The organism is Robinsoniella sp. (assembly GCF_034124845.1).
The window spans coordinates 6,751-27,419 of sequence record NZ_JAWYAJ010000082.1; the positions used below are offsets into that span (position 1 = coordinate 6,751).

19 protein-coding genes are annotated in these 20,669 nt (G+C 41.8%); 16 read left to right on the forward strand and 3 right to left on the reverse strand.

Annotated elements, in window-relative coordinates:
• The first annotated feature begins 222 nt into the window (after window positions 1–222).
• From ACH2DQ_RS04115 to ACH2DQ_RS04130, 4 genes are all read left to right on the forward strand, one after another.
• Window positions 223–1,224, forward strand: coding sequence for an Rpn family recombination-promoting nuclease/putative transposase (locus tag ACH2DQ_RS04115; protein WP_395025687.1), 1,002 nt, complete (start codon window positions 223–225; stop codon window positions 1,222–1,224).
• Window positions 1,225–1,276: 52 nt separating this feature from the next.
• Window positions 1,277–1,606, forward strand: a complete 330-nt coding sequence (locus tag ACH2DQ_RS04120; RefSeq protein ID WP_394910936.1) for a hypothetical protein — start codon at window positions 1,277–1,279, stop codon at window positions 1,604–1,606.
• Window positions 1,607–1,879: 273 nt separating this feature from the next.
• Window positions 1,880–3,991, forward strand: coding sequence for a glutamine synthetase III (locus tag ACH2DQ_RS04125; protein WP_394910937.1), 2,112 nt, complete (start codon window positions 1,880–1,882; stop codon window positions 3,989–3,991).
• A gap of 564 nt (window positions 3,992–4,555) precedes the next feature.
• The gene (locus ACH2DQ_RS04130; protein ID WP_027295173.1) at window positions 4,556–4,765 is read left to right on the forward strand and encodes a DUF1858 domain-containing protein; all 210 of its coding nucleotides are present in this window, start codon (window positions 4,556–4,558) and stop codon (window positions 4,763–4,765) included.
• A gap of 97 nt (window positions 4,766–4,862) precedes the next feature.
• Here ACH2DQ_RS04130 and ACH2DQ_RS04135 read toward each other — a convergent pair whose 3' ends face one another.
• Window positions 4,863–5,627, reverse strand: coding sequence for an adaptor protein MecA (locus ACH2DQ_RS04135; protein ID WP_394910938.1), 765 nt, complete (start codon window positions 5,625–5,627; stop codon window positions 4,863–4,865).
• Between the two features lie 679 nt (window positions 5,628–6,306).
• Between ACH2DQ_RS04135 and ACH2DQ_RS04140 the strand changes: the two genes are divergently transcribed.
• From ACH2DQ_RS04140 to ACH2DQ_RS04190, 11 genes are all read left to right on the forward strand, one after another.
• A complete protein-coding gene (locus tag ACH2DQ_RS04140) occupies window positions 6,307–6,546 on the forward strand; it encodes a hypothetical protein (RefSeq protein ID WP_394910939.1) in 240 nt (79 codons plus the stop codon).
• Between the two features lie 137 nt (window positions 6,547–6,683).
• Window positions 6,684–8,384: a glycosyl hydrolase family 18 protein gene (locus ACH2DQ_RS04145; RefSeq protein WP_394910940.1), complete on the forward strand. Its 1,701-nt coding sequence runs from the start codon at window positions 6,684–6,686 to the stop codon at window positions 8,382–8,384.
• A gap of 233 nt (window positions 8,385–8,617) precedes the next feature.
• Window positions 8,618–9,361 (forward strand): N-acetylmuramoyl-L-alanine amidase, encoded by a 744-nt coding sequence (locus tag ACH2DQ_RS04150; protein ID WP_394910941.1) that lies wholly within the window; start codon window positions 8,618–8,620, stop codon window positions 9,359–9,361.
• 231 nt (window positions 9,362–9,592) lie between these two features.
• Window positions 9,593–10,639: an L-threonylcarbamoyladenylate synthase gene (locus ACH2DQ_RS04155; protein ID WP_394910942.1), complete on the forward strand. Its 1,047-nt coding sequence runs from the start codon at window positions 9,593–9,595 to the stop codon at window positions 10,637–10,639.
• 14 nt (window positions 10,640–10,653) lie between these two features.
• Entirely contained in the window at window positions 10,654–11,115 is a 462-nt protein-coding gene (locus ACH2DQ_RS04160; protein WP_394910943.1) for a phosphotyrosine protein phosphatase, read from the forward strand.
• Window positions 11,109–11,537, forward strand: coding sequence for a ribose 5-phosphate isomerase B (gene rpiB / locus ACH2DQ_RS04165; RefSeq protein WP_394910944.1), 429 nt, complete (start codon window positions 11,109–11,111; stop codon window positions 11,535–11,537). The genes ACH2DQ_RS04160 and rpiB overlap by 7 nt, the downstream gene beginning before the upstream one ends.
• A gap of 105 nt (window positions 11,538–11,642) precedes the next feature.
• Window positions 11,643–12,272 (forward strand): uracil phosphoribosyltransferase, encoded by a 630-nt coding sequence (upp, locus tag ACH2DQ_RS04170; RefSeq protein WP_394910945.1) that lies wholly within the window; start codon window positions 11,643–11,645, stop codon window positions 12,270–12,272.
• Between the two features lie 21 nt (window positions 12,273–12,293).
• Window positions 12,294–12,779, forward strand: coding sequence for a deoxycytidylate deaminase (locus ACH2DQ_RS04175; RefSeq protein ID WP_394910946.1), 486 nt, complete (start codon window positions 12,294–12,296; stop codon window positions 12,777–12,779).
• 481 nt (window positions 12,780–13,260) lie between these two features.
• A complete protein-coding gene (locus tag ACH2DQ_RS04180; RefSeq protein WP_394910947.1) occupies window positions 13,261–14,208 on the forward strand; it encodes an AAA family ATPase in 948 nt (315 codons plus the stop codon).
• Between the two features lie 9 nt (window positions 14,209–14,217).
• Entirely contained in the window at window positions 14,218–15,321 is a 1,104-nt protein-coding gene (locus tag ACH2DQ_RS04185; protein ID WP_394910948.1) for a DUF58 domain-containing protein, read from the forward strand.
• Window positions 15,322–15,395: 74 nt separating this feature from the next.
• Window positions 15,396–17,732: a transglutaminase family protein gene (locus tag ACH2DQ_RS04190; RefSeq protein ID WP_394910949.1), complete on the forward strand. Its 2,337-nt coding sequence runs from the start codon at window positions 15,396–15,398 to the stop codon at window positions 17,730–17,732.
• Window positions 17,733–17,865: 133 nt separating this feature from the next.
• On the opposite strand, the gene ACH2DQ_RS04195 is transcribed toward ACH2DQ_RS04190, so the two are convergent.
• Window positions 17,866–19,905 (reverse strand): HelD family protein, encoded by a 2,040-nt coding sequence (locus ACH2DQ_RS04195; protein ID WP_394910950.1) that lies wholly within the window; start codon window positions 19,903–19,905, stop codon window positions 17,866–17,868.
• Window positions 19,906–20,066: 161 nt separating this feature from the next.
• Between ACH2DQ_RS04195 and ACH2DQ_RS04200 the strand changes: the two genes are divergently transcribed.
• Complete coding sequence (locus ACH2DQ_RS04200) at window positions 20,067–20,225, forward strand: DUF6783 domain-containing protein (protein WP_394910951.1); 159 nt, start codon at window positions 20,067–20,069, stop codon at window positions 20,223–20,225.
• A 34-nt stretch (window positions 20,226–20,259) separates the two neighbouring features.
• On the opposite strand, the gene ACH2DQ_RS04205 is transcribed toward ACH2DQ_RS04200, so the two are convergent.
• Window positions 20,260–20,669, reverse strand: a 410-nt coding sequence (locus ACH2DQ_RS04205) for a DUF402 domain-containing protein (RefSeq protein ID WP_395025696.1), incomplete at its 5' end; no start/stop codon positions are given.

Consider the following 20,669-nt stretch of genomic DNA (forward strand, 5'->3'; position numbering starts at 1 on the left):
GTCTGGCAAAAAGGATGTGGGAAGAAGGTAAGGTAAAGGAATTTATTGAATTTGCATGTGAACAGAAAAAGATGGCAGAATTATTGGAAGAATATGAGATTATTTAATGCATAGAACCAGTTATCTAATTTTGTAAGATAACAAAAAAAGAAGCAAGAGGTTTGGATCTGATGGGGCGTCTGGCAAAAAGGATGTGGGAAGAGGGGAAGGTGAAGGAATTTATTGAAAAATGATGTAATCATTAATAAGTATTTATCAGATAACGACAGGTTTGCAGACCTTTATAATCATCTTGTATTTTGTGGGGAGAGGGATAAGAAGATTACCCCTGAAGAACTTTCGGATATCAATCCTCTTTCCGGTATGGCATTACGTGCAGGAAAAGGAGATACGCAGGTAATAAAACGTAATAGGGATATTGTAAAAAAGATATCTAACAAAACCGGTATCTGCTTCATGATCTTAGGGATAGAAAATCAAATGAATGTACATTATGCAATGCCATTGAGATGCATGTTATATGATGCTTTGACTTATAACGATCAGGTTAATGCATTGAGAAAGATGCATAACAGACAAAAGGACAAGATGGGTGGGGAAGAATACCTCTCCGGAATGTTAAAAACAGATACCATTTCTCCGGTTATGACACAAGTAATCTATTACGGTGAAGAAGAATGGGACGGACCCATGTCTTTGTATGACATGTTTGGGGATAAGGTGGATAAAGAGTTTTTAAAGATGCATATCCCAGATTATCCAATACATGTTCTAAATATATGCAAGATCAAGGATTATGAGAAATTTAAAACGGATTTAAAGGCAGTCATTGGACTGATTCAAAATAAAGATACAAAGCTGGGATTTAAGAAGTACATAGAAGAGAATAAAGAGCTGTATAGAAATTTGGCATTGGATGCGTATGAAGCAGCGGCAGTATTCATCCATAAAAAACAATTATTGGATTTAGAAAATATAGTACGGACAGAAGAAGGAGGAATGGATATGTGTAAGGCAATTGATGAGATGATATTAGAAGGCGAACTCCGTGGAGAACAGCGAGGAGAACAACGTGGAGAACAAATTGGGGAAGCAAGAGGTTTGGATCTGATGGGGCGTCTGGCAAAAAGGATGTGGGAAGAAGGTAAGGTAAAGGAATTTATTGAATTTGCATGTGAACAGAAAAAGATGGCAGAATTATTGGAAGAATATGAGATTATTTAATGCATAGAACACAATGCAGGGATTTAAGAAGTATATAGAAGAGCATAAAGAATTGTATAAAAATTTGGCATTGGATGCGTATGAAGCTGCGGCAGTATTCATCCATAAAAAACAATTGTTGGATTTAGAAAATATAGTCCGGACAGAAGAAGGAGGAATGGATATGTGTAAGGCAATTGATGAGATGATATTAGAAGGCGAACTCCGTGGAGAACAGCGAGGAGAACAACGTGGAGAACAAATTGGGGAAGCAAGAGGTTTGGATCTGATGGGGCGTCTGGCAAAAAGGATGTGGGAAGAAGGTAAGGTAAAGGAATTTATTGAATTTGCTTGTGAACAGGATAGGAGGGATGATTTATTGAAAAAATATGAGATTATTTAAAATTTAGTGATGGATACGTATGAGGATGCGGTAATAATTGAAGAGGAAGCGACAATTTAGTATCAGATCATATAATTTATGCTCATAAAGTAGAGGAATTGCCTAATTTTAAAGGAAAGGAATGATCTGCGGCTGCATTTTACAATGTCTTGTACTCAAGCAAAATTCGTGTGATTTACTTGCAATTTTTTTAAAAGTACGGTATTATGCGTATAGCAAATAATAAATTGATGCCATATTCCTGTGGCGAAGATAGAAAAGTGGAGGAACACGATGAGCGATAATATAAATGTAGCTGAATTGTTTGGCCAGAATGTATTTAATGATAAGGTAATGCAGGAACGTCTCCCCAAAAAGGTCTATAAAGAGTTACATAAGACTATTGATGAAGGAAAAGAGCTGGACCCAATGATAGCAGAAGTGGTTGCAGCAGCCATGAAAGAATGGGCTGTAGAAAAAGGCGCAACCCATTATACGCACTGGTTTCAGCCACTGACGGGGTTTACTGCTGAAAAACACGATTCATTTATTACTGCTCCAAACCAAGACGGTTCCATTTTGATGGAGTTTTCCGGAAAAGAGTTGATTAAAGGAGAGCCGGATGCATCTTCTTTCCCTTCAGGCGGACTTCGTGCAACTTTTGAAGCCAGAGGATATACTGCCTGGGATTGTACGTCTCCAGCTTTTGTCAGAGAAGATGAAGGTGGTGCAATTCTATGTATTCCAACTGCATTCTGCTCCTATACAGGGGAAGCCCTGGATCAGAAGACGCCTCTTTTGCGCTCAATGCAGGCGGTACAGACACAGGCGCTTCGTCTGATCCGGCTTTTTGGAAATACCACATCTAAGAGAGTTACGCCATCTGTAGGCGTTGAACAGGAATATTTTATCGTTGATAGAAAAAATTATTTAAAAAGAAAAGATTTGATTTTTACCGGAAGAACTTTATTCGGGGCTATGCCTCCAAAGGGTCAGGAATTGGATGACCACTATTTTGGGGTTATCAGACCGAGAATTGCCAAGTTTATGAAAGAAGTTAATGTAGAACTGTGGAAGCTGGGGGTATCTTCTAAGACTCAGCATAATGAAGTTGCTCCGGCGCAGCATGAGCTTGCACCTATTTATGCGCAGTGTAATGTGGCGGCGGATCACAATCAGATTATTATGGAGACCTTGAAGCATGTGGCTGAAAAACAGGGTTTGCAGTGCCTTCTTCATGAAAAGCCTTTTGCGGGCGTAAATGGTTCTGGGAAGCATAATAATTGGTCGCTTACAACGGATGATGGGATTAACCTTTTAGAACCAGGCAAAACACCTCACGAAAATATACAGTTTTTATTAATTTTAACTTGTATTCTTAAAGCCGTGGATGTTCATGCGGATTTATTACGTGAGTCTGCAGCAGATGTTGGAAATGATCATCGTTTGGGAGCAAATGAAGCACCTCCTGCAATTATATCAGTATTTTTAGGTGAACAGTTAGAGGATGTATTAACACAGTTGATCAGTACCGGTACTGCAACTCATAGTTTGAAGGGTGGAAGACTTCATACAGGTGTTAAGACATTACCCGACTTTAATAAAGATGCAACAGACAGAAACAGAACATCACCATTTGCTTTTACTGGTAATAAATTTGAATTCCGTATGGTTGGGTCAAGAGATTCTGTAGCGGAATGTAATGTGGTGATTAATACTATTGTAGCAGAGGCTTTTGCAGAAGCTTGCGAAGTATTGGAAAAAGCCGAAGACTTTGATCTGGCTGTCCATGATTTGATAAAAGAATATGCCAGTGAACATGAGAAAATTGTATTTAATGGAAACGGTTATTCGGAAGAGTGGGTGAAAGAAGCTGAGAGAAGAGGTCTGCCTAATATTACATCAATGGTAGAAGCAATCCCGGCTTTGGTAACAGATAAAGCAATAGAACTGTTTAGCAAGTTCAACGTATTTACAAGGCCTGAACTGGAATCAAGGGCTGAGATTCAATATGAGGGTTACTCTAAGGCAATCAATATTGAGGCAAGAGCTATGATTGATATAGCAAGCAAACATATTATTCCAGCGGTGCTTCGTTACATACGTAACTTAGCAGATACGGTAAATGCAGTGGTTCAGGCTGGGTTGGAAGCTCAGGTTTCCATAGTCCTTCTAAAGGAGGCTACTGAATTACTTGCGGTTACGAAAAAGGAACTTACCCATTTGGAAGAAGTAACAGAAATAGCAGCTTGTAAGCCGGCAGGGCAGGAACAGGCAATGTATTACTATGAAGAAGTAGATAAAGCTATGGCAAGACTTCGTATTCCAGTGGATCAGTTAGAGATGATTGTGGATAAAGGAGAATGGCCTATGCCGTCATATGGGGATTTGTTATTCGAGGTTTAAAGAGTGATCCAAACATGCACCAATAAAAAATGAGCTGATAGCAGGAAAACATCCAATGAACAATGGATAAAAAATATTCATGGATATTTTCTGCTATCAGCAGTTTTTTGGTACAACATAAAAAAAGCCCCTGAAAAGGGAGGATGCCAGGTAGCTGTCCTACCTGGCATTATTATGAAAAAGTTTATTCAAAATAGTAACTTAATACTTAAGAAGTTGTCTTTTGTTTCTGTTGATAATAATATTATATGTAATAGAAATGAAGAAAGAATGTTAGTTAAGTAAAGGTTTTTTGAATGATAAATGAATAAACTATGAACACAATTTCTTGTTCTACCTATAAAAGCGATATGATTAAAACTAATAAGTTTTTGATTTGAGTTATGCTAAGTTCAGGAAATACAGGCAGTGTGTCTCAATGTATCTCTATGTTATAAAGAAAGTGCGGGAGCTTTTTGGATAAATAGTTGAAATTTGCAATTTATCATCAATATTCCTCCTTGCATAATAAAAAGAAAAGTATTATAATAAGGGGCATCTGAAATGACGAAGGAGGTAATAGACATGGCAAAAGTAACAAAGGACATGCTGATTGGCGAAATCATTGGATTAGATCCACAAATGCCTGTTGTGCTGATGGAAGGTGGAATGCATTGTGTTGGATGCCCGTCTTCACAGGCTGAATCTTTAGAAGAAGCAGCTATGGTTCATGGAATTGAACCAGATGTATTAGTAGCTAGATTGAATGCATATCTGGACAGTGTAAGTAAATAGATTTTATCATAAAAAAGCCGCATCGGTTGATGCGGCTTTTGATAGTTACAGAGTAAATCAGAGTGCTCAATAACTGTCTTATACCAGTTCTGCTATCCTACAGCAATGCCAGTTTCTGTAAAGCGTCTTCTGCAATCAGCTGTTCCATGTGTTCGGTATAAAATGCTTCAGTTGCTGCAGAATATTTACTGCTCATACCATATTCTGAAAGAATATTACAAATTTTATTGAATTCTTCCGGGGTATGATCGGATTTGCTGATGATCAGGTGATAAGTTTTGGAATGATCATCTTTGTACAGTGAATTGTATCCATCATAGCTGCCGTTTAAAACTCCGGCAACCCGAATTACGGAATCGAGTTGAGGGAATTTGTATAATTTTGTCAGGTTGTATGGAACTTCCAATACGGGTTCCTGCTTTTTGGACTTCTTCTTGGTGCTGGCAGCAGGCGTTTTTTCATTCAAGGATTTTTTTGCTTCCTGAATTTTCTTAAATAAACTTAAAATATCATCGGCACCTTCCAATTTTGAGGGAGAAACAGGTGAAGCTGCATCTGCTGTCTCGCTGCCGTCTGTGGGTGCAAATTTTGCGAATCTTGTATCCAGTTCTTCCGGATCTTCTACTTTGGTAATAATGAGAATAATGGAATCCTGGGAAACCGGGATTGCCTCTATCATCAGAGGAATGTCATTTGCCTCAAATCCAAACTCATAGGCAGCCTGCTGCATCATATCACGAAACAGAGATTTTGCTTTATCTGTACCATAGGCAAGTTCGCTTAATTTTAATTCGCGATCAATAAGATCTTCTTTTGTCAGCGTACAGCGTATCTGATTGTCGTTGATTTTTTCTATCTTCATATAATCACATCCTATCCAAATATGATACGAACACATCGGGTTATTCTTACAGGCCGGTTAAGCAGCCGCAAGTGCGAAGCGCTTGTAAAACTTAATGTCTTCTTATATTTATATTATATACTGTTACATACAAATATGTAAAGTAAATCACTGGTTTATTTATTCTTTTTTATACAAAATCATTCATGCCCGAAGGACATACAATACCAGAAAACCGGGGTAAATCGTATCATTACTGAGTAACCCATAGTATAAACAATCTTTGTATAGAAGTCAATATATTAGATTTAATATTTTTTCAAAAAATTACTTGATTTTTTATAACTTATTATATATAATAAACGTTAAGAGAAGATATAGGACATAAAAAGAGATAAAAAGGAGGGGAGGAGCCCGGACATAATTTTATTCTTTTAGATTCTATATTTCGATATATCTGATCAGCGATATTCTTCGCAGATTTCGAGCAATTAATTCATTGCATTTTTCCAAATAAGTTCAATTGAATTCACCTGTTAAGATGATTTTATAAACTCTGGATTTATGTCCCTGTTTTCTCTTAGATGTTACTGATTATTATAAAGACGAAAGCTGTAAAAGGCCTGCGCATTTGAGAATAATATATCACATAAGCACCTAAGGAAATTTCAGATGCGTACAGATGTCTAGGAAGTGAGTGATGAGGATGAAACCAGAAAAAAATAAAAAGCGTAAAAAGAATGAACCGCTTAATGCTCTGCTGTATCAGGAATTAGAGAGGTACGATGAAGCAGGGGTTTCTCTGTGGCTGGACGGAAAGCCCAGTGATCCCGAAAGCATCGCAAGAGCATGCACAGCGAGAGAAGAAAATAATTATATGAGAGATTATTACAGTAATGACCGTAATGAAATTTATGGTATTGGGTTCGATAAAATATAATGCTGTTGAATACAAGGCCCCCTTTGCAATCAATTGGCAGTAATTGTTTAAAAAATGTCGAATTATGTAATGACGAATCGTAAAAATGTGTTATACTAGACAGGTGGAGAGATAAATATAAACAGGAGGTGCAATGAATGAAGAAAAAAATTGTACCGGTTATTGCCGCAGTTGTGATGATTGCGATCGTTGCTTTAATTGGTATAGCTACAAAGGTTGTAGAAAAGTACACGCCTACAAACGAAAGGATGAGCGTGGAAGAATATTATGGAATTACAAATGAGAATGAAATGGCACTGATCCTGCAGGATCAGGTGGTTGAATATAAGGGATTTTTATCTGGTGATATTGCGTATATCGATTATGAAGCGGTAAAGAATTATTTAAACAGCCGTTTCTACTGGGATGCGAGTGCCAATATCTGTGTCTACACGACTCCTACGGATATCATAACGATACCGGCTGGAAAAAAAGAGTATACGGTTTCTGCAAATAAGCAGAGCGAAAACTATGAGATTGTAAAGGTAGATGGGGATAAGGTATACCTGGCAGCAGATTTTGTGCAGAAGTACACGAATATGGATTACAAGCTTGAAAAAGAACCAAACCGCATGATGATTACATATAAATGGGGTAAGGTTACTTATGCAGATCTGAAAAAGTCAGAAAGTGTCCGTTATCAGGGCGGAATAAAAAGTCCGATCCTGACAGATGTAAAGAAAAATGATCAAGTAACAGTCATTGAGGTAATGGATGACTGGACAAAGGTGATGACAAAAGACGGATATATTGGATATGTACAAAATAAGCGTCTGACAAATTCACGTGAAGAAGAGACAAGCAGAGATTTTGAAGAACCAGTATATACGAATATTGTCAGGGACCATAAGATTAATCTGGTCTGGCATCAGGTGACGAACGAAGACTCTAATGCAGCACTTGCGGCGGATATTGCAGGGCTGAAGGGGGTAAATGTTATTTCACCAACTTGGTTTTCGATTGCTGACAATGACGGAAACATCACCAGTCTGGCTGATGCGGATTATGTAAAGACTGCACAGGTAAATGATCTGGAGGTTTGGGCATTGATTGACAACTTCAATGAACAGGTGGATACTACGAAGGTACTAAGTTCTACCGCGTCCAGAGAGAAGATTACCAATCAGCTGATTGCATCCGCAATTCAAAATGGATTTGAGGGGATTAACGTGGATTTTGAGTCAATTCCGGAGGATGCTGCAGATGGCTATATTCAGTTTATCCGTGAATTATCGGTAAAATGCCGTAAGAATGGAATCGTTTTATCCATAGATAACCCAGTTCCGAAGCCTTTTACTGCTCATTATAATCGAAAAGAGCAGGGAATTGTAGCTGACTATGTGATTATCATGGGCTATGACGAGCACTACGTGGGCTCCGAAGAGGCCGGCTCTGTGGCATCCATGCCATTTGTGAAGGCTGGAATTACAGATACCATTGCCGAAGTGCCTGCAGAGAAGGTAATTAACGGTGTGCCTTTCTATACCAGATTGTGGAAAACGACAACCAATAAGAACGGTTCTACGGAGCTGTCCAGCGAAGCAATTGGTATGGATCAGGCAGACGAGACTCTTGCAAATAATGGAGTAGAGGCTGCCTGGGACGAAGGGACTATGCAGGACTATGCTGAGTTTACCGGCGGTGACGGCAATAACTACAAGATCTGGCTGGAGAATGAAAAGTCCATTGAGGAAAAGGCCAAATTAGTTAAGGAATACAATCTGGGTGGAATCGCCGCCTGGAAGCTTGGTTTTGAGAGATCGAGCATCTGGGACGTCATTTTGAAATATGTAAGTTAATAAGAAGCGTGATAAGTGAAAGCGGTACTCAGGATACTCAGGATAAATGAAAGCGATTCTTAGGATAAGTGCAAATAGTACTTAGGATAAGTTTGAAGAAGCGAGGTACTCATGATAAATGTAAACTGTACTTCAGCCATGGGGCAGTTTTATAAACAAATAGAGAAGTCATAGAATGTAGCATATCCCTGCCGCATATACTGGTAATAAGTGTATGAGACAGGGATATTTTTATGAGAAAAAATATGATAGAACTGGGAATGGGAATAATGGTGCTGGTAGGTGCCTATTTCCTGGGCAGTATGGGTGGAAGCCTGGTGGCGGACAGCAGGCAGGCAAATAGTATAGCAGTCACCGCAGAATCCGGAAGTGGAAAAACCCAGGTGAGTCAGGCGGGGACGGACAAATTAATAGTACTGGATGCTGGACACGGGGGTGATGATCCGGGTAAGGTAGGAATTAATAAAGCGCTTGAGAAAGACCTGAATCTGGCTATTGCCAAGAAGCTTCAGAAAATACTGACGGATCAAGGTGTTACGGTTGTAATGACCAGGGAGACTCAGGATGGATTATATGATGCCGGAGCTTCCAATAAAAAACAGCAGGATATGAGAAAAAGATGTGAACTCATTGACAAAGCCAATCCCAGATTTACGGTTAGTATCCATCAAAATAGTTATACTGCCGAGTCTGTACATGGACCACAGGTTTTTTACTACTCCCAGTCTGCTGACGGGCAGAAAATTGCGGGTTACATACAGGAATCACTGAATCAGGGACTTGGGGTGGATCGGCCCAGAGAGATCAAGGCTAATGACAGTTATTATCTGCTGAAAAAAACAAAGAGTCCCACGGTTATTGTGGAATGCGGATTTCTGAGCAATCAGGCTGAGGCTTCCATGCTGGTAACAGACGATTATCAGGAAAAAGTGGCACAGGCAGTGTGTAGCGGTATATTAAAAAGCCTCGAGGAATAATTTACCAAATAGAATATCGTAGATTTCAGGTTATAATAAAAGCTTCTGCTTTCTGGTGAAACAGCCACTTAAGCGGGAGTTTTTTATTTGCCAATGATACACCCGAATATTTCAAAATTCAGGGGAAACATTTAACATTGCCCTTTTATGTGACTGATGGTATAATATGGACGATAGTTATTTTTAAATTTAAGAAGAAATCTGAACAACTTCAGATTCAAGAGGCAGATTATGGATACAATCATAGAAGTGATGGATCAGCAATTGAATGACGGAGGTATCCGGAAAGCCGGGGAGATATTAAAGAACGGCGGTCTGGTGGCATTTCCGACAGAGACGGTTTACGGACTGGGGGCAAATGCTTTGGATGAAAGGGCGGCAGCCAGGATTTATGAAGCCAAAGGACGTCCATCCGATAATCCGCTGATTGTACATATTGCAGAAATGGCAGATCTGTATGGCATAGCAGCAGAGGTTCCCCAAAAGGCAGAGGCTCTTGCAAAAGCATTTTGGCCGGGACCGCTTACCATGATCTTCAAAAAAAATGACATAGTTCCTTATGGAACAACGGGTGGATTAGATACTGTGGCGGTGCGTATGCCCCGTCATGAATTGGCATGCGCTCTGATTAGGGCAGGCGGCGGCTACATAGCGGCTCCCAGCGCGAATACTTCAGGACGTCCCAGTCCAACGAAGGCAAGCCATGTGGAAGAAGACCTTTCGGGAAAGATTGATATGATTATTGACGGCGGCAGTGTAGGAATTGGACTTGAATCTACCATCGTGGATATGAGTGAAGAGATACCTACGATACTCAGACCGGGATATATCAACCGGGAGATGCTGGAGGAAGTGATTGGACCGGTTCAGGTAGACCGGGCATTGTTAAAAGACGATGCGTCTATTCATCCAAAGGCACCGGGCATGAAGTATAAGCACTATGCACCGAAAGCAAATCTGATCATTCTGGAAGGTGAGGAACAAAACGTCATTTCTAAAATCAATGAGTTGATTCAGCAGGAAATACAGTGTGGGGGAAGTCCGGGGGTTATTGCATCTGATGAAACAGCCGGGGCTTATACAGGCGGTATGATTAAATCTATCGGAACCAGGAACGATGAACTTTCTATTGCACAGAATCTGTATGGGATTTTGCGGGAATTCGATGAGCTTGAGGTAACGCAGATTTTCTCAGAGGCTTTTGAGACACCAAAGATGGGACAGGCGATCATGAACCGTCTGATGAAAGCAGCAGGGCATCAGATCATCAAAGTATAAGGAGCAAAAACGATATGAAGCATTATGATAAGCTTATATTTGTAAGTAATAGCGACACATGTCGAAGTCCTATGGCAGAAGCGATTATGAAGAGTAAATTTTTGCTGGAAGATCTACTGATCGAATCTAAGGGACTGATCGTGCTTTTTCCGGAGCCGGTGAATCAGAAAGCAGAGGCGGTGCTGGTAAGCAACGGGCTCTCGATGAAAGATCATACGGCAACTCCGCTGGTTCAGGAGGATTTTGACAAGCGGACGCTGATTCTGACTATGGATGAATGGGAAAAGAATAAAATCTTTGAAGAACATGAAAATGCTTATAATGTACATCTATTGACTGAATATGCAGGCTCGAAAGGAGACATTCCCAATCCGGTTGGCGGAACGCTGGTGGAGTACGGGGAATGCTTTGAATATTTAAAAGAATTGATATCAAAATTAGTAGTAGTCTTAAATGAGGAGGAATTGTTATGTTAGGAATAGGCTGTGACCATGGCGGATACACATTGAAGCTGGAAATCATGGAACATTTAAAAAAACGAGGTATCGAATATAAGGATTTTGGCTGTGACAGTGAAGCAGCTGTGGATTACCCGGTTTATGCAAGGGCAGTTTCCAATGCAGTTGTGAACGGTGAGTGCGACAGGGGAATTCTGATCTGCGGAACCGGAATTGGTATATCCATTGCGGCAAATAAGATCAAGGGAATTCGTGCAGCACTTTGTTCAGACTGCTTCAGTGCAGAAGCAACAAGGCTTCATAATGATGCCAATATCCTGGCGATGGGAGCCAGAGTGGTAGGGCCGGGATTGGCACTTAAAATAGTGGATACGTTCCTGGATACACCATTTTCCGAAGAAGAAAGACATAAGAACAGAATCTCTCTGATTGAAGAGTAATTTAAAAAATGTAATTGTAATTTCACTGTATAAAGCAGAAGATAAAAATAAAAAATAACAAAAAGAGAAACGTACATCGCTTAATGTGCGTAAGGAGGTAGGGCAATGTCAAAGGTGACAGTTATGGATCATCCACTGATCCAGCACAAGATTGGAATTATTCGCAGGAAAGAAGTAGGATCAAAGGATTTCAGGCAGATGATCAGCGAAATAGCAATGCTGATGTGCTATGAGGCAACCAGGGATTTAAAGTTAGTAGATGTTGACATTGATACCCCTATCTGTCCGATGACGGCGAAAGAACTTCAGGGAAAGAAACTGGCAGTAGTTCCTATTTTAAGGGCAGGACTTGGAATGGTAGACGGTATGCTGGCTATGATACCAGCGGCAAAGGTAGGACATATCGGACTTTACCGTGATCCGGATACGCTGGAACCTGTAGAATATTATTCAAAATTACCGGCAGATTCCTGGGACAGAGAAGTATTTGTAGTAGATCCGATGCTGGCAACAGGCGGATCCTCTTCAGCAGCTATTAATCTGTTGAAAGAAAAAGGTGTTAAAAATATACGGTTTATGTGTATCATCGCAGCACCGGAAGGTGTAAAACGCATGCAGAAGGAACATCCGGATGTGGATATCTATATCGGTGCGCTGGATGACCATTTGAACGACCATGGTTATATTGTACCCGGCCTTGGAGATGCCGGAGACCGTATCTTTGGTACAAAATAAGAGATATTGGAGGGATTTACAATGAGCGGTAAAAGGACTGATTATATTTCCTGGGATGAGTATTTTATGGGGGTTGCAAAACTTTCGGGAATGCGCTCAAAAGATCCGAATACACAGGTAGGAGCCTGTATCGTCAGCAATGATAATAAAATATTATCTATGGGATATAATGGTTTTCCAATGGGATGTTCGGATGACGAATTCCCCTGGTGCAGAGAAGGAGATGCGCTGGACACGAAGTATGTGTATACCACCCACAGTGAGTTAAATGCAATTCTTAACTACAGGGGCGGGAGTCTGGAGGGTGCCAAGCTATATGTATCCCTTTTCCCCTGTAATGAATGTGCAAAGGCAATCATACAGGCGGGCATCACTCATGTAATCTATGACTGTGATAAATATGCAGATACACCGGCGGTTATTGCATCTAAGAGAATGATGGATGCCGCAGGTGTAGAATATCGGCAGTATCAGCATACGAATAGAAAGATTGAGATTGAACTTTAGAAACAGCGTCCTGGAGAGGGACGCTGTTTTTACGCATAAGCAGTACCGGATACGTTCCGGGGAAGGGAACTGTTGCATAAACCAGACAATTAAGGTTATTTTAAACAATAATATATGGTTTTCATATTTCTTCTATGATAGTATAGTAGAGAGAAAAGTTTACTGAAACGCACAGATGGCAGAAAGCAATTTAAATGCGCTCAGAGCCGGCTGTAAGAACGATTAAGTCAAAAATCCCGCTGGCAAGTAACGGGGCATCAAATTTGTAACGCTGCGAGCAGCGGGGTTTTTGTTCTTCGCTTCCGATCCGGTCGTTGCTAAACGAACGGCCACTGAACGTTCAGCAACCCTCGCGGCAGTCGCCAAATGAACGCGCCAGCGTGTCCGTTTGGCTCGTTGCTCGCGGGAATAAATAATGGAATATTGTCTCAATAATTAAAATACAAGGTAAAAAATTTGGAATGCGGCATAGGAGGAAAGTATGTCTATATATGTACAAAAAGTAAGACAGATTATAGAAGAAGTAAAAAAAGCAGTGGTAGGTAAGGATGCCTGCGTAGAGAAAGTTATGATGGCAATGCTGGCAGGCGGGCATGTACTGCTGGAGGATATTCCGGGTGTGGGTAAGACTACTATGGCTTTGGCGTTTTCCAGAGCGATGGATCTGCTTTGGCACAGGGTACAGTTTACACCGGATGTATTGCCAGCAGATATCACAGGATTTTCTATTTATCAAAAGGAATTAAACCAGTTTTCTTTTCAGCCGGGTGCTATTATGTGCAACCTGTTTCTTGCAGATGAAATTAACCGTACTTCTCCAAAGACACAGTCTGCACTTCTGGAGGTTATGGAAGAAGGAAATGTCACCGTAGAGGGTGTGACCAGGGAGGTACCAAAGCCTTTTATCGTTATTGCTACCCAAAATCCCATTGGATCAGCCGGAACGCAGATGCTGCCGGAGTCACAGCTGGATCGGTTTATGGTCTGTATGACCATGGGTTATCCGGACGTGGAAAATGAAATTGCGATTTTGAAAGACAGGGGGTCAGGTAATCCGATTGAAAACATTGTGCCTGTCATTCAGGCGCAGGAACTGGTTCAGATGCAAAAGGAAACGGAACAGGTCTTTATTCACGACGTGATTTATACGTATATAGCAAAATTGATTGCGGCGACCAGAGAAAATCCTTATCTGGAACTGGGGGTCAGCCCCAGAGGGACTATAGCAGTGACCCGTATGGCTAAGGCGGCCGCTTATCTGGAGGGTAGAAATTATGTGACTCCAAATGATGTATGCATGGTTTTGAAGGATGTGAGCATGCACCGGATTAAATTAAATGCCAGGGCGAGAGTGAACCACGTTACCACGGAGGGGGTAATGGATGAGATACTGGAAAAGGTACCAAAGCCCACACCTAAGAGGAAGTAGGGTTAATGCATGAAAAATAAAATAATTTATCTTCTGGTTCTGGCAGCTTCGGTTTTCTTCGGTATTATGTATGACGGGGAATTTCTGATGATCCTGGTGCTTTTTGAGGTGCTGTTTGCTGCTGCTATGTATCTGATGTCATGGATGCTGGCATACGGAATCAGCATACGCCTGGAAGTGAAGGGACCGGTGGCATCCAGGGATGAAATGATTCCGGTGGAGATCTATGTTAAGAATAAATGCTGGATGCCGGTAAATCATCTGGTAATGAAGCTGGTTGTCAGCAACGGATTTTCCGAAAACGGAGAAAAAGAAACGGTAAAAGGTGCGGTACAGGGATCCAGCGAGGTGCGGATACAGTGCAGTATCAGTTCCAGGTATTGCGGACGGGTTCAGGTTATGCTGGAGCGGATCAAAGTCTATGACTATCTGATGCTCTTTTCCAGAAAAAGAAAAATGCAGGAAAAGATTCAGGTGAACATACTTCCTGAAGTGTATCATATAGAAGCGGAGATCAGTGAACGCACAAGGCGGTTCCCTGTTGAGGGAGAAGAGTATGAGACTCACAGAAGTGGAGATGACCCGTCAGAGATCTACCAGGTGCGGGAATTCAGAAACGGAGATACGCTGCAGCGGGTACACTGGAAATTAAGTGCCCGGACAGATGAATTGATGACGAAGGAATTCAGTATGCCCAAGGGGTGTAAAATTCTGTTCCTGCTGGATTTTTATTGGGCGAGCAGCCAGGGACGGATGCTGGACCAGATGAATGCATTTTTGGAAACTGCCGTTTCCTTTTCTAATGCCCTTGCAAGAGAAGAATGTCCCCACTATGTGTCCTGGTATGATAAAGCCCACAATGAGCTTGTGAGAAAACAGGTTGTGGATGAGGAATCTTTTTACGAGATGATGGAAGAACTGCTGACAGCAGTGTTTTATATGGAATCTTATGATATGGAGGCTGGGTACAGAGCCGAATATCCGGGAGGAAATTTCAGTACGGTCATGATGCTGGATGGGAACCTGGAGTTAATGATGAATGGAGAGGCTCGTGCGCAATTTGTGAAAGATGATATGAAGTCCCAGCTGGAGGGTTATTTCCTTCAGGTATAGAAATGCTTCTTGGATGCTGCAGACACATATCAGGAACTATGATTACGGATCAAATGGATGGAAAATAATAAACTATGAGTAGAGCAGATAAAAAGACAGGAATTAATTTAAAGGCCGAAAAGGTGACGGTGATTGCTCCCAGGACGAAAGTACATGGGCTTAGTTTTATTGTGCTGTTTTTATTCTTTCAGGCTGGCTTGTACGGGACGTTTTATTCTTTTATAACTTCATTTCGGGTAGAGTTTGGAGAGAATATACTGTTCTGGGGAATTCTCGTGATGGGACTGCTTCTCTGGTTATTTTACTTTACGGGAAAATACATGAGGATGTTAATCCCCATATCCCTGATCGGCACCTGTGCCTGGGCATATTGGCATGCAGAGGAACTGAAGAACCAGTCTCTGATCGTGATGAATGCAATCCGGGAAGCGGCAAACAGGTATTTTGTCATGGAACTGGATCCCTATACGACGAATCCCCTTCTTGGAAATGATACAACCGAAATTCTGCTGCTGATCATGATTTTATTTGGAGTGACGCTGTTTTTGGGGCTGGTGGCAGTAAAAAGCCGTATGCTGGTTCTGATGGGAACGATCCTTCCTACTGCCGGTGCTATGATGGTGGGGCTGGTTCCTTCCTTCTGGTCCCTGTGCCTGATCCTGTTTTGCTATGTAGGTGCATTTACCATGGGGAAAGGAGAGTTTTCCCTTCGAAAAAATAAGGTAATGGTGCCAAAGTATTACCGGAATGGCGTGGTGGGCTACAGCGCTTTATTTATGGGCGTGGCAGCGGTGGCGCTCTTTGGGATTTCGTATCTGGTGCTGAACCCCCAGATGGAGAAACTAAATGTGCAGGTGAAAGAAGCCAGGGTATTTGTTCAGAATAATTCACTGGTAGAGACTGTAAGGAATATGTTTCCCAAACTTCGCATCAGTATGTCGGGAGCCGGGCAGATAGACAGCGGGCAATTAGGCGGAAACGTCTATTTTACCGGAGAAGAAGCTTTGAAGTTAACCTTATATGGGGAACCAGGAGAGACAATTTACTTAAAGGGATATACTGGGGATGAGTATACAGGAAGCCGATGGTCAGAGGATGATGATCTTTCTTTTTTTGCAGATGCACAGATGGGAACGGCGCAAGAGGTACGGCGTGAGTATTTCGAACAGCCTTTTCAGCTGGCATCCTTGCTGGAGGAAGAAGCCAGTGAATATTTAAAACAGACGATTTTGGTTAAAAAAACAGGCGCATCCTCGGAAGAGGAATATGCACCCTATATTTCCAGACAGGAATCTGGCGCCAAAAGTGAAACAGCCTATTCCTTTTATGAAAGAGGAAGCTATGAACAGCTGATAAATGCAAATGGTTATGCCAGTTTATACGATTTCAGCCCATTGTCCGGAAACTACCGGGACTATGTATATGGAAAATATCTGTCTTATCCGGCGGAGCGGCTGACCAATCTGGCTGCACTATGTGAATCGCATCCCATGACGGATCTGAATGATATTAAGGATTTTATTGTTACGACTCTGACCGGAAATGCAAAATATAACCTTCAGCCGGGTGCATGCCCTGCCAATAAAGACTTCGCAGAGTATTTTTTATTTGAACGCAAAGAAGGATACTGTGTCCATTTCGCAACAACCGCGGTACTGATGTTCCGCATGTATGGAATTCCGGCAAGGTATGCAGCGGGATATATCGCTCCTGCTTCTGAGTTCACCATAAATGCAGACGGGGAATACGAAGCACATATCAAGGATGAAAAGGCTCATGCATGGGCGGAGATCTACGTAGACGGGCAGGGCTGGATGCCGGTAGAGGCAACTCCGGGCTATACGGGTGCCGTAAACCGGAATAATGAAGAACAGTCAGAGACTGCCAGGACGGAAGCCCAGAGCGAACAGAAGAAACAGGTCCAGACGGAAGGCAGGCAGGAACTGAAAACGGAGGCGCAAACAGAGACGGCGGATAACAATCACTTTTTCCAGGACAGTATGGCTGGAAGGATCTCATTGATGATTATATTGGCTGCTGCTGCAGCGGCTCTGATCATTGCCATTATCATGTTACGCAGAATCCTGATTCTAAAGAGACGGGCAGCAGAAGATGTGAGCGGTATCTTTGCATCGATGTATGAAGTAATGGTGCTTGGCGGACTGCCTAAGAAATTAGATGGTACAGAGCCGGGATTTGTAAAGGAAGTGGTGCAGCGATTTGATGGAATAGACCCAAATGAATTTGCGAGAGCTATGGATCTTGTAATGCAGGCCAATTATGGGGACGTTGTGATCAGTTCTGAAGACACCGGATTTGTCAGGAAAGTATATGAAAAGGTTTGTAAAATTGTGTATCAAAAACTTTCCGGAGCAGAAAAACTGGAATTTAAGTATTTAAAAGTATTTTAAAATAAATATCCGCATGCAGCCGGTGGATTCTAAAGACACCGGGGCATGCGGATATTTTAGATGAAAGCGGACGCATTGCGTGCCATGTAAAACGCTGGTACTCAACTGATTACTACACCAGTGCCGCCCGGCGCTAGTTAAACAAACCGGACAAATCACCATGCCAGAGGATATGCAGCTCATGAAGGGCGCGTGTAATCGCCACATACAGAAGCTTAGCATCACCCTCATTTTCCTGGTAACTCTCCGTATCGGGATTCCAAAGTAAAACCGTGTCAAACTCCAGACCTTTGGTAAGTGCAATGGGAAGTACCATGACGCCCTTCTGGAAGTTCATCTCAGTTCCGTTTTCAACGGCAATCTGCTCTGCTAAAAGCTGTTCCACAGCCTGTGCTTCTTCCTGGGTACGGCAGATGACTGCGGTGGTGTCAAATCCCCGCTCCTGGATGCCTTTAATTGCCGCAACAGCCTGTCCCGCCATTTCTTCCGGTGAACATTGATATAGCTGAACGGGTGACCCGTGACGGATTACGGGCTGTATCTTATAGGCGCCGGAAGATGCCTTATCTAAAACTTTTCCGGCATATTCGGAGATTTCAATTGTATTTCGGTAACTCTTTGCCAGAATCCGGAAATGTTCTTTTTCCGGATCAAACACTTCATTGCATAGTTCATCCCAGCTGTTCATTCCGGTAGTATAATTGATATTCTGGGAAACATCTCCCATAATGGTAAAGTAACAATCCGGCAGTGCATTTCTTAAAACATAGTAAATCATAGGTCCAAAGTCCTGGGCTTCATCTATGATAATCTGCCCGAATTCATCCGATGCTTTTGCCTCTGTCATCCGTTTTCGTATAAATACCATAGCTGCAAGATCGTAGATATCGAAGGACTCCTTTTGAATATCCGCCAGGGTGCAGTCCACATCCAGGGAATTATGATCGGCTTCGTAAGCCAGTAAAAAATTGATATAAATTGTCAGAGGCGTTTTTGCCCCGGCTTCCCATTTGAAATAATTGCGGTACTGGGACAGTTTCTTTGGACGGTAATCTTTTTTAGAACCATCAGTCAGAAGGCGGATTCTGTTCTTAAGCCGTTCATTCAGCTGAGCCAGTTTTTGTTTCAGGGACAAACCACGGCTGAGACTGAGTGCTGAGCGGATACTGTCAGCAGAGAGGATTACTCCAAGCACCGGATCCTTAATGCTTTTGCAGGGGATGGACTGATATTCAATTTTTTTCAGATAATCTCCCAGACGGTAGATAAAATCCAGTTTACTTTTAAATGCGGATTGTGGCTTCATTTGGATATATTTGAATTTTTTCTTCCAGTCTTTATCCAGCAGATAAACCAGGAAAAGGTCCATACGCTTCTGTCCGATACCGGATACATCCAGTTCAGGCAGGCCGCTTGTAATATAGCTTAAAAGCATGTCATTACTTCCGATAATGCAGAATTCCTCCGGGGAAAACCGGTGTGCATAGTTATATAAAATATAGGAGATCCGATGCATGGCAACCGTAGTTTTCCCGCTTCCGGCAACTCCCTGGACAATGATATCCGTAAATGGAGTATCCCGGATGATCTCATTTTGTTCTTTTTGAATGGTGGATATAATATCACCCAGTACAACATCTTTATTTTTGGCAAGATATTTGACTAAAAGCTCATCATTGGATGCCACATCGCTGTCATAAAAGCCCGTCAATTTACCCTGGACGATATCAAAGGTTCTCTTTAACTTAAGATCGATTTCGATATCACCGACTTCCGGCACATGGTATTTTCCACGTCCTAATGTATTTTCGTAGTAGACGCTGGATATAGGAGCACGCCAATCCACAATGATAATCTCTGTTTTGTTGCGGCTGATACCGTTTTTACCAATATAGATGCTTTCCGGTTTTGCAAATTCAATTTCCTCATAATCCACGCGTCCAAAATAAGGTTTTTCCAGTGCTGCCCGGTTCTTCCGCAGGGCATTTGTTGCGTGAGTGGTCATATCCTGGCTTACAATCAACTGGTCATAAAGCTCCGTGTCTCCCTGTTGAATAGCAATATATAATTCATCGGTTTTCCGGCGGCTGTTTTGCACCTGCTTCTCATAAAATGCGATATTTTCTTTGATAATCCCGGTGCATTCCTGTAAATGCTGCTGTTCCTGATCCATCGTCTAACCTCCTCTTGTTATATAATGTATTTCGTAGCTCCTCATGACATAGAGAATCGCGTTCTTATTTTTAGCGACAGGGTATTATCATATCAAAGATCATTGTAAAATACCAGCATTATTATGTAAAATTTGGAATTTGCTGAAGAAGGGGGAAGAGCGTGTTTGAAAAGTTATTCCTGACATCTGCACGCCCACTTTGCGGCATATTTGCACCGAATTCAGATTACATAACCCGCTATGAACTCTTCATTTGGGACAAACTTCCCACAAACTGGGATGTACAGCTGTCAAAAAGCAATTTTCAAACACGCTCTTAGAACATTACTCTTTATTTATATATGGTACGTTGTGCTATATGTCTTTCTTTTCGGCATCATCAATGTAGTTCTGATATTTCTGGAAATCCCCGCGGTAGATTACGTGGAGCAGTGTATCCAGCTGCCTTAGCGCTTTTAACATCTCTGCAGGTGTAATTAGTGCTTGTTCCATGGCATCGGCAAGTTCATCCAGATCAATAACCTTGAGCTTCCCGTCCGGATAGACGATGACGTCAGCCAGAAGATCCGTAAATATATAAGTATCGGTGGATTCTTCATAGTCGTAGGTGATAATGTCGCAGTACCAGCTGATCAGCCGGCTTTCGTGGTCATAGAATTTGCTGACCTTAATCCCTTTATCCAGAAGATAACAGGAAAGCCCGTGATGCAGCGTTTTCTTTGGATGAAGGGTATTCCATTTCGTGAGAATAATATGATCATCCC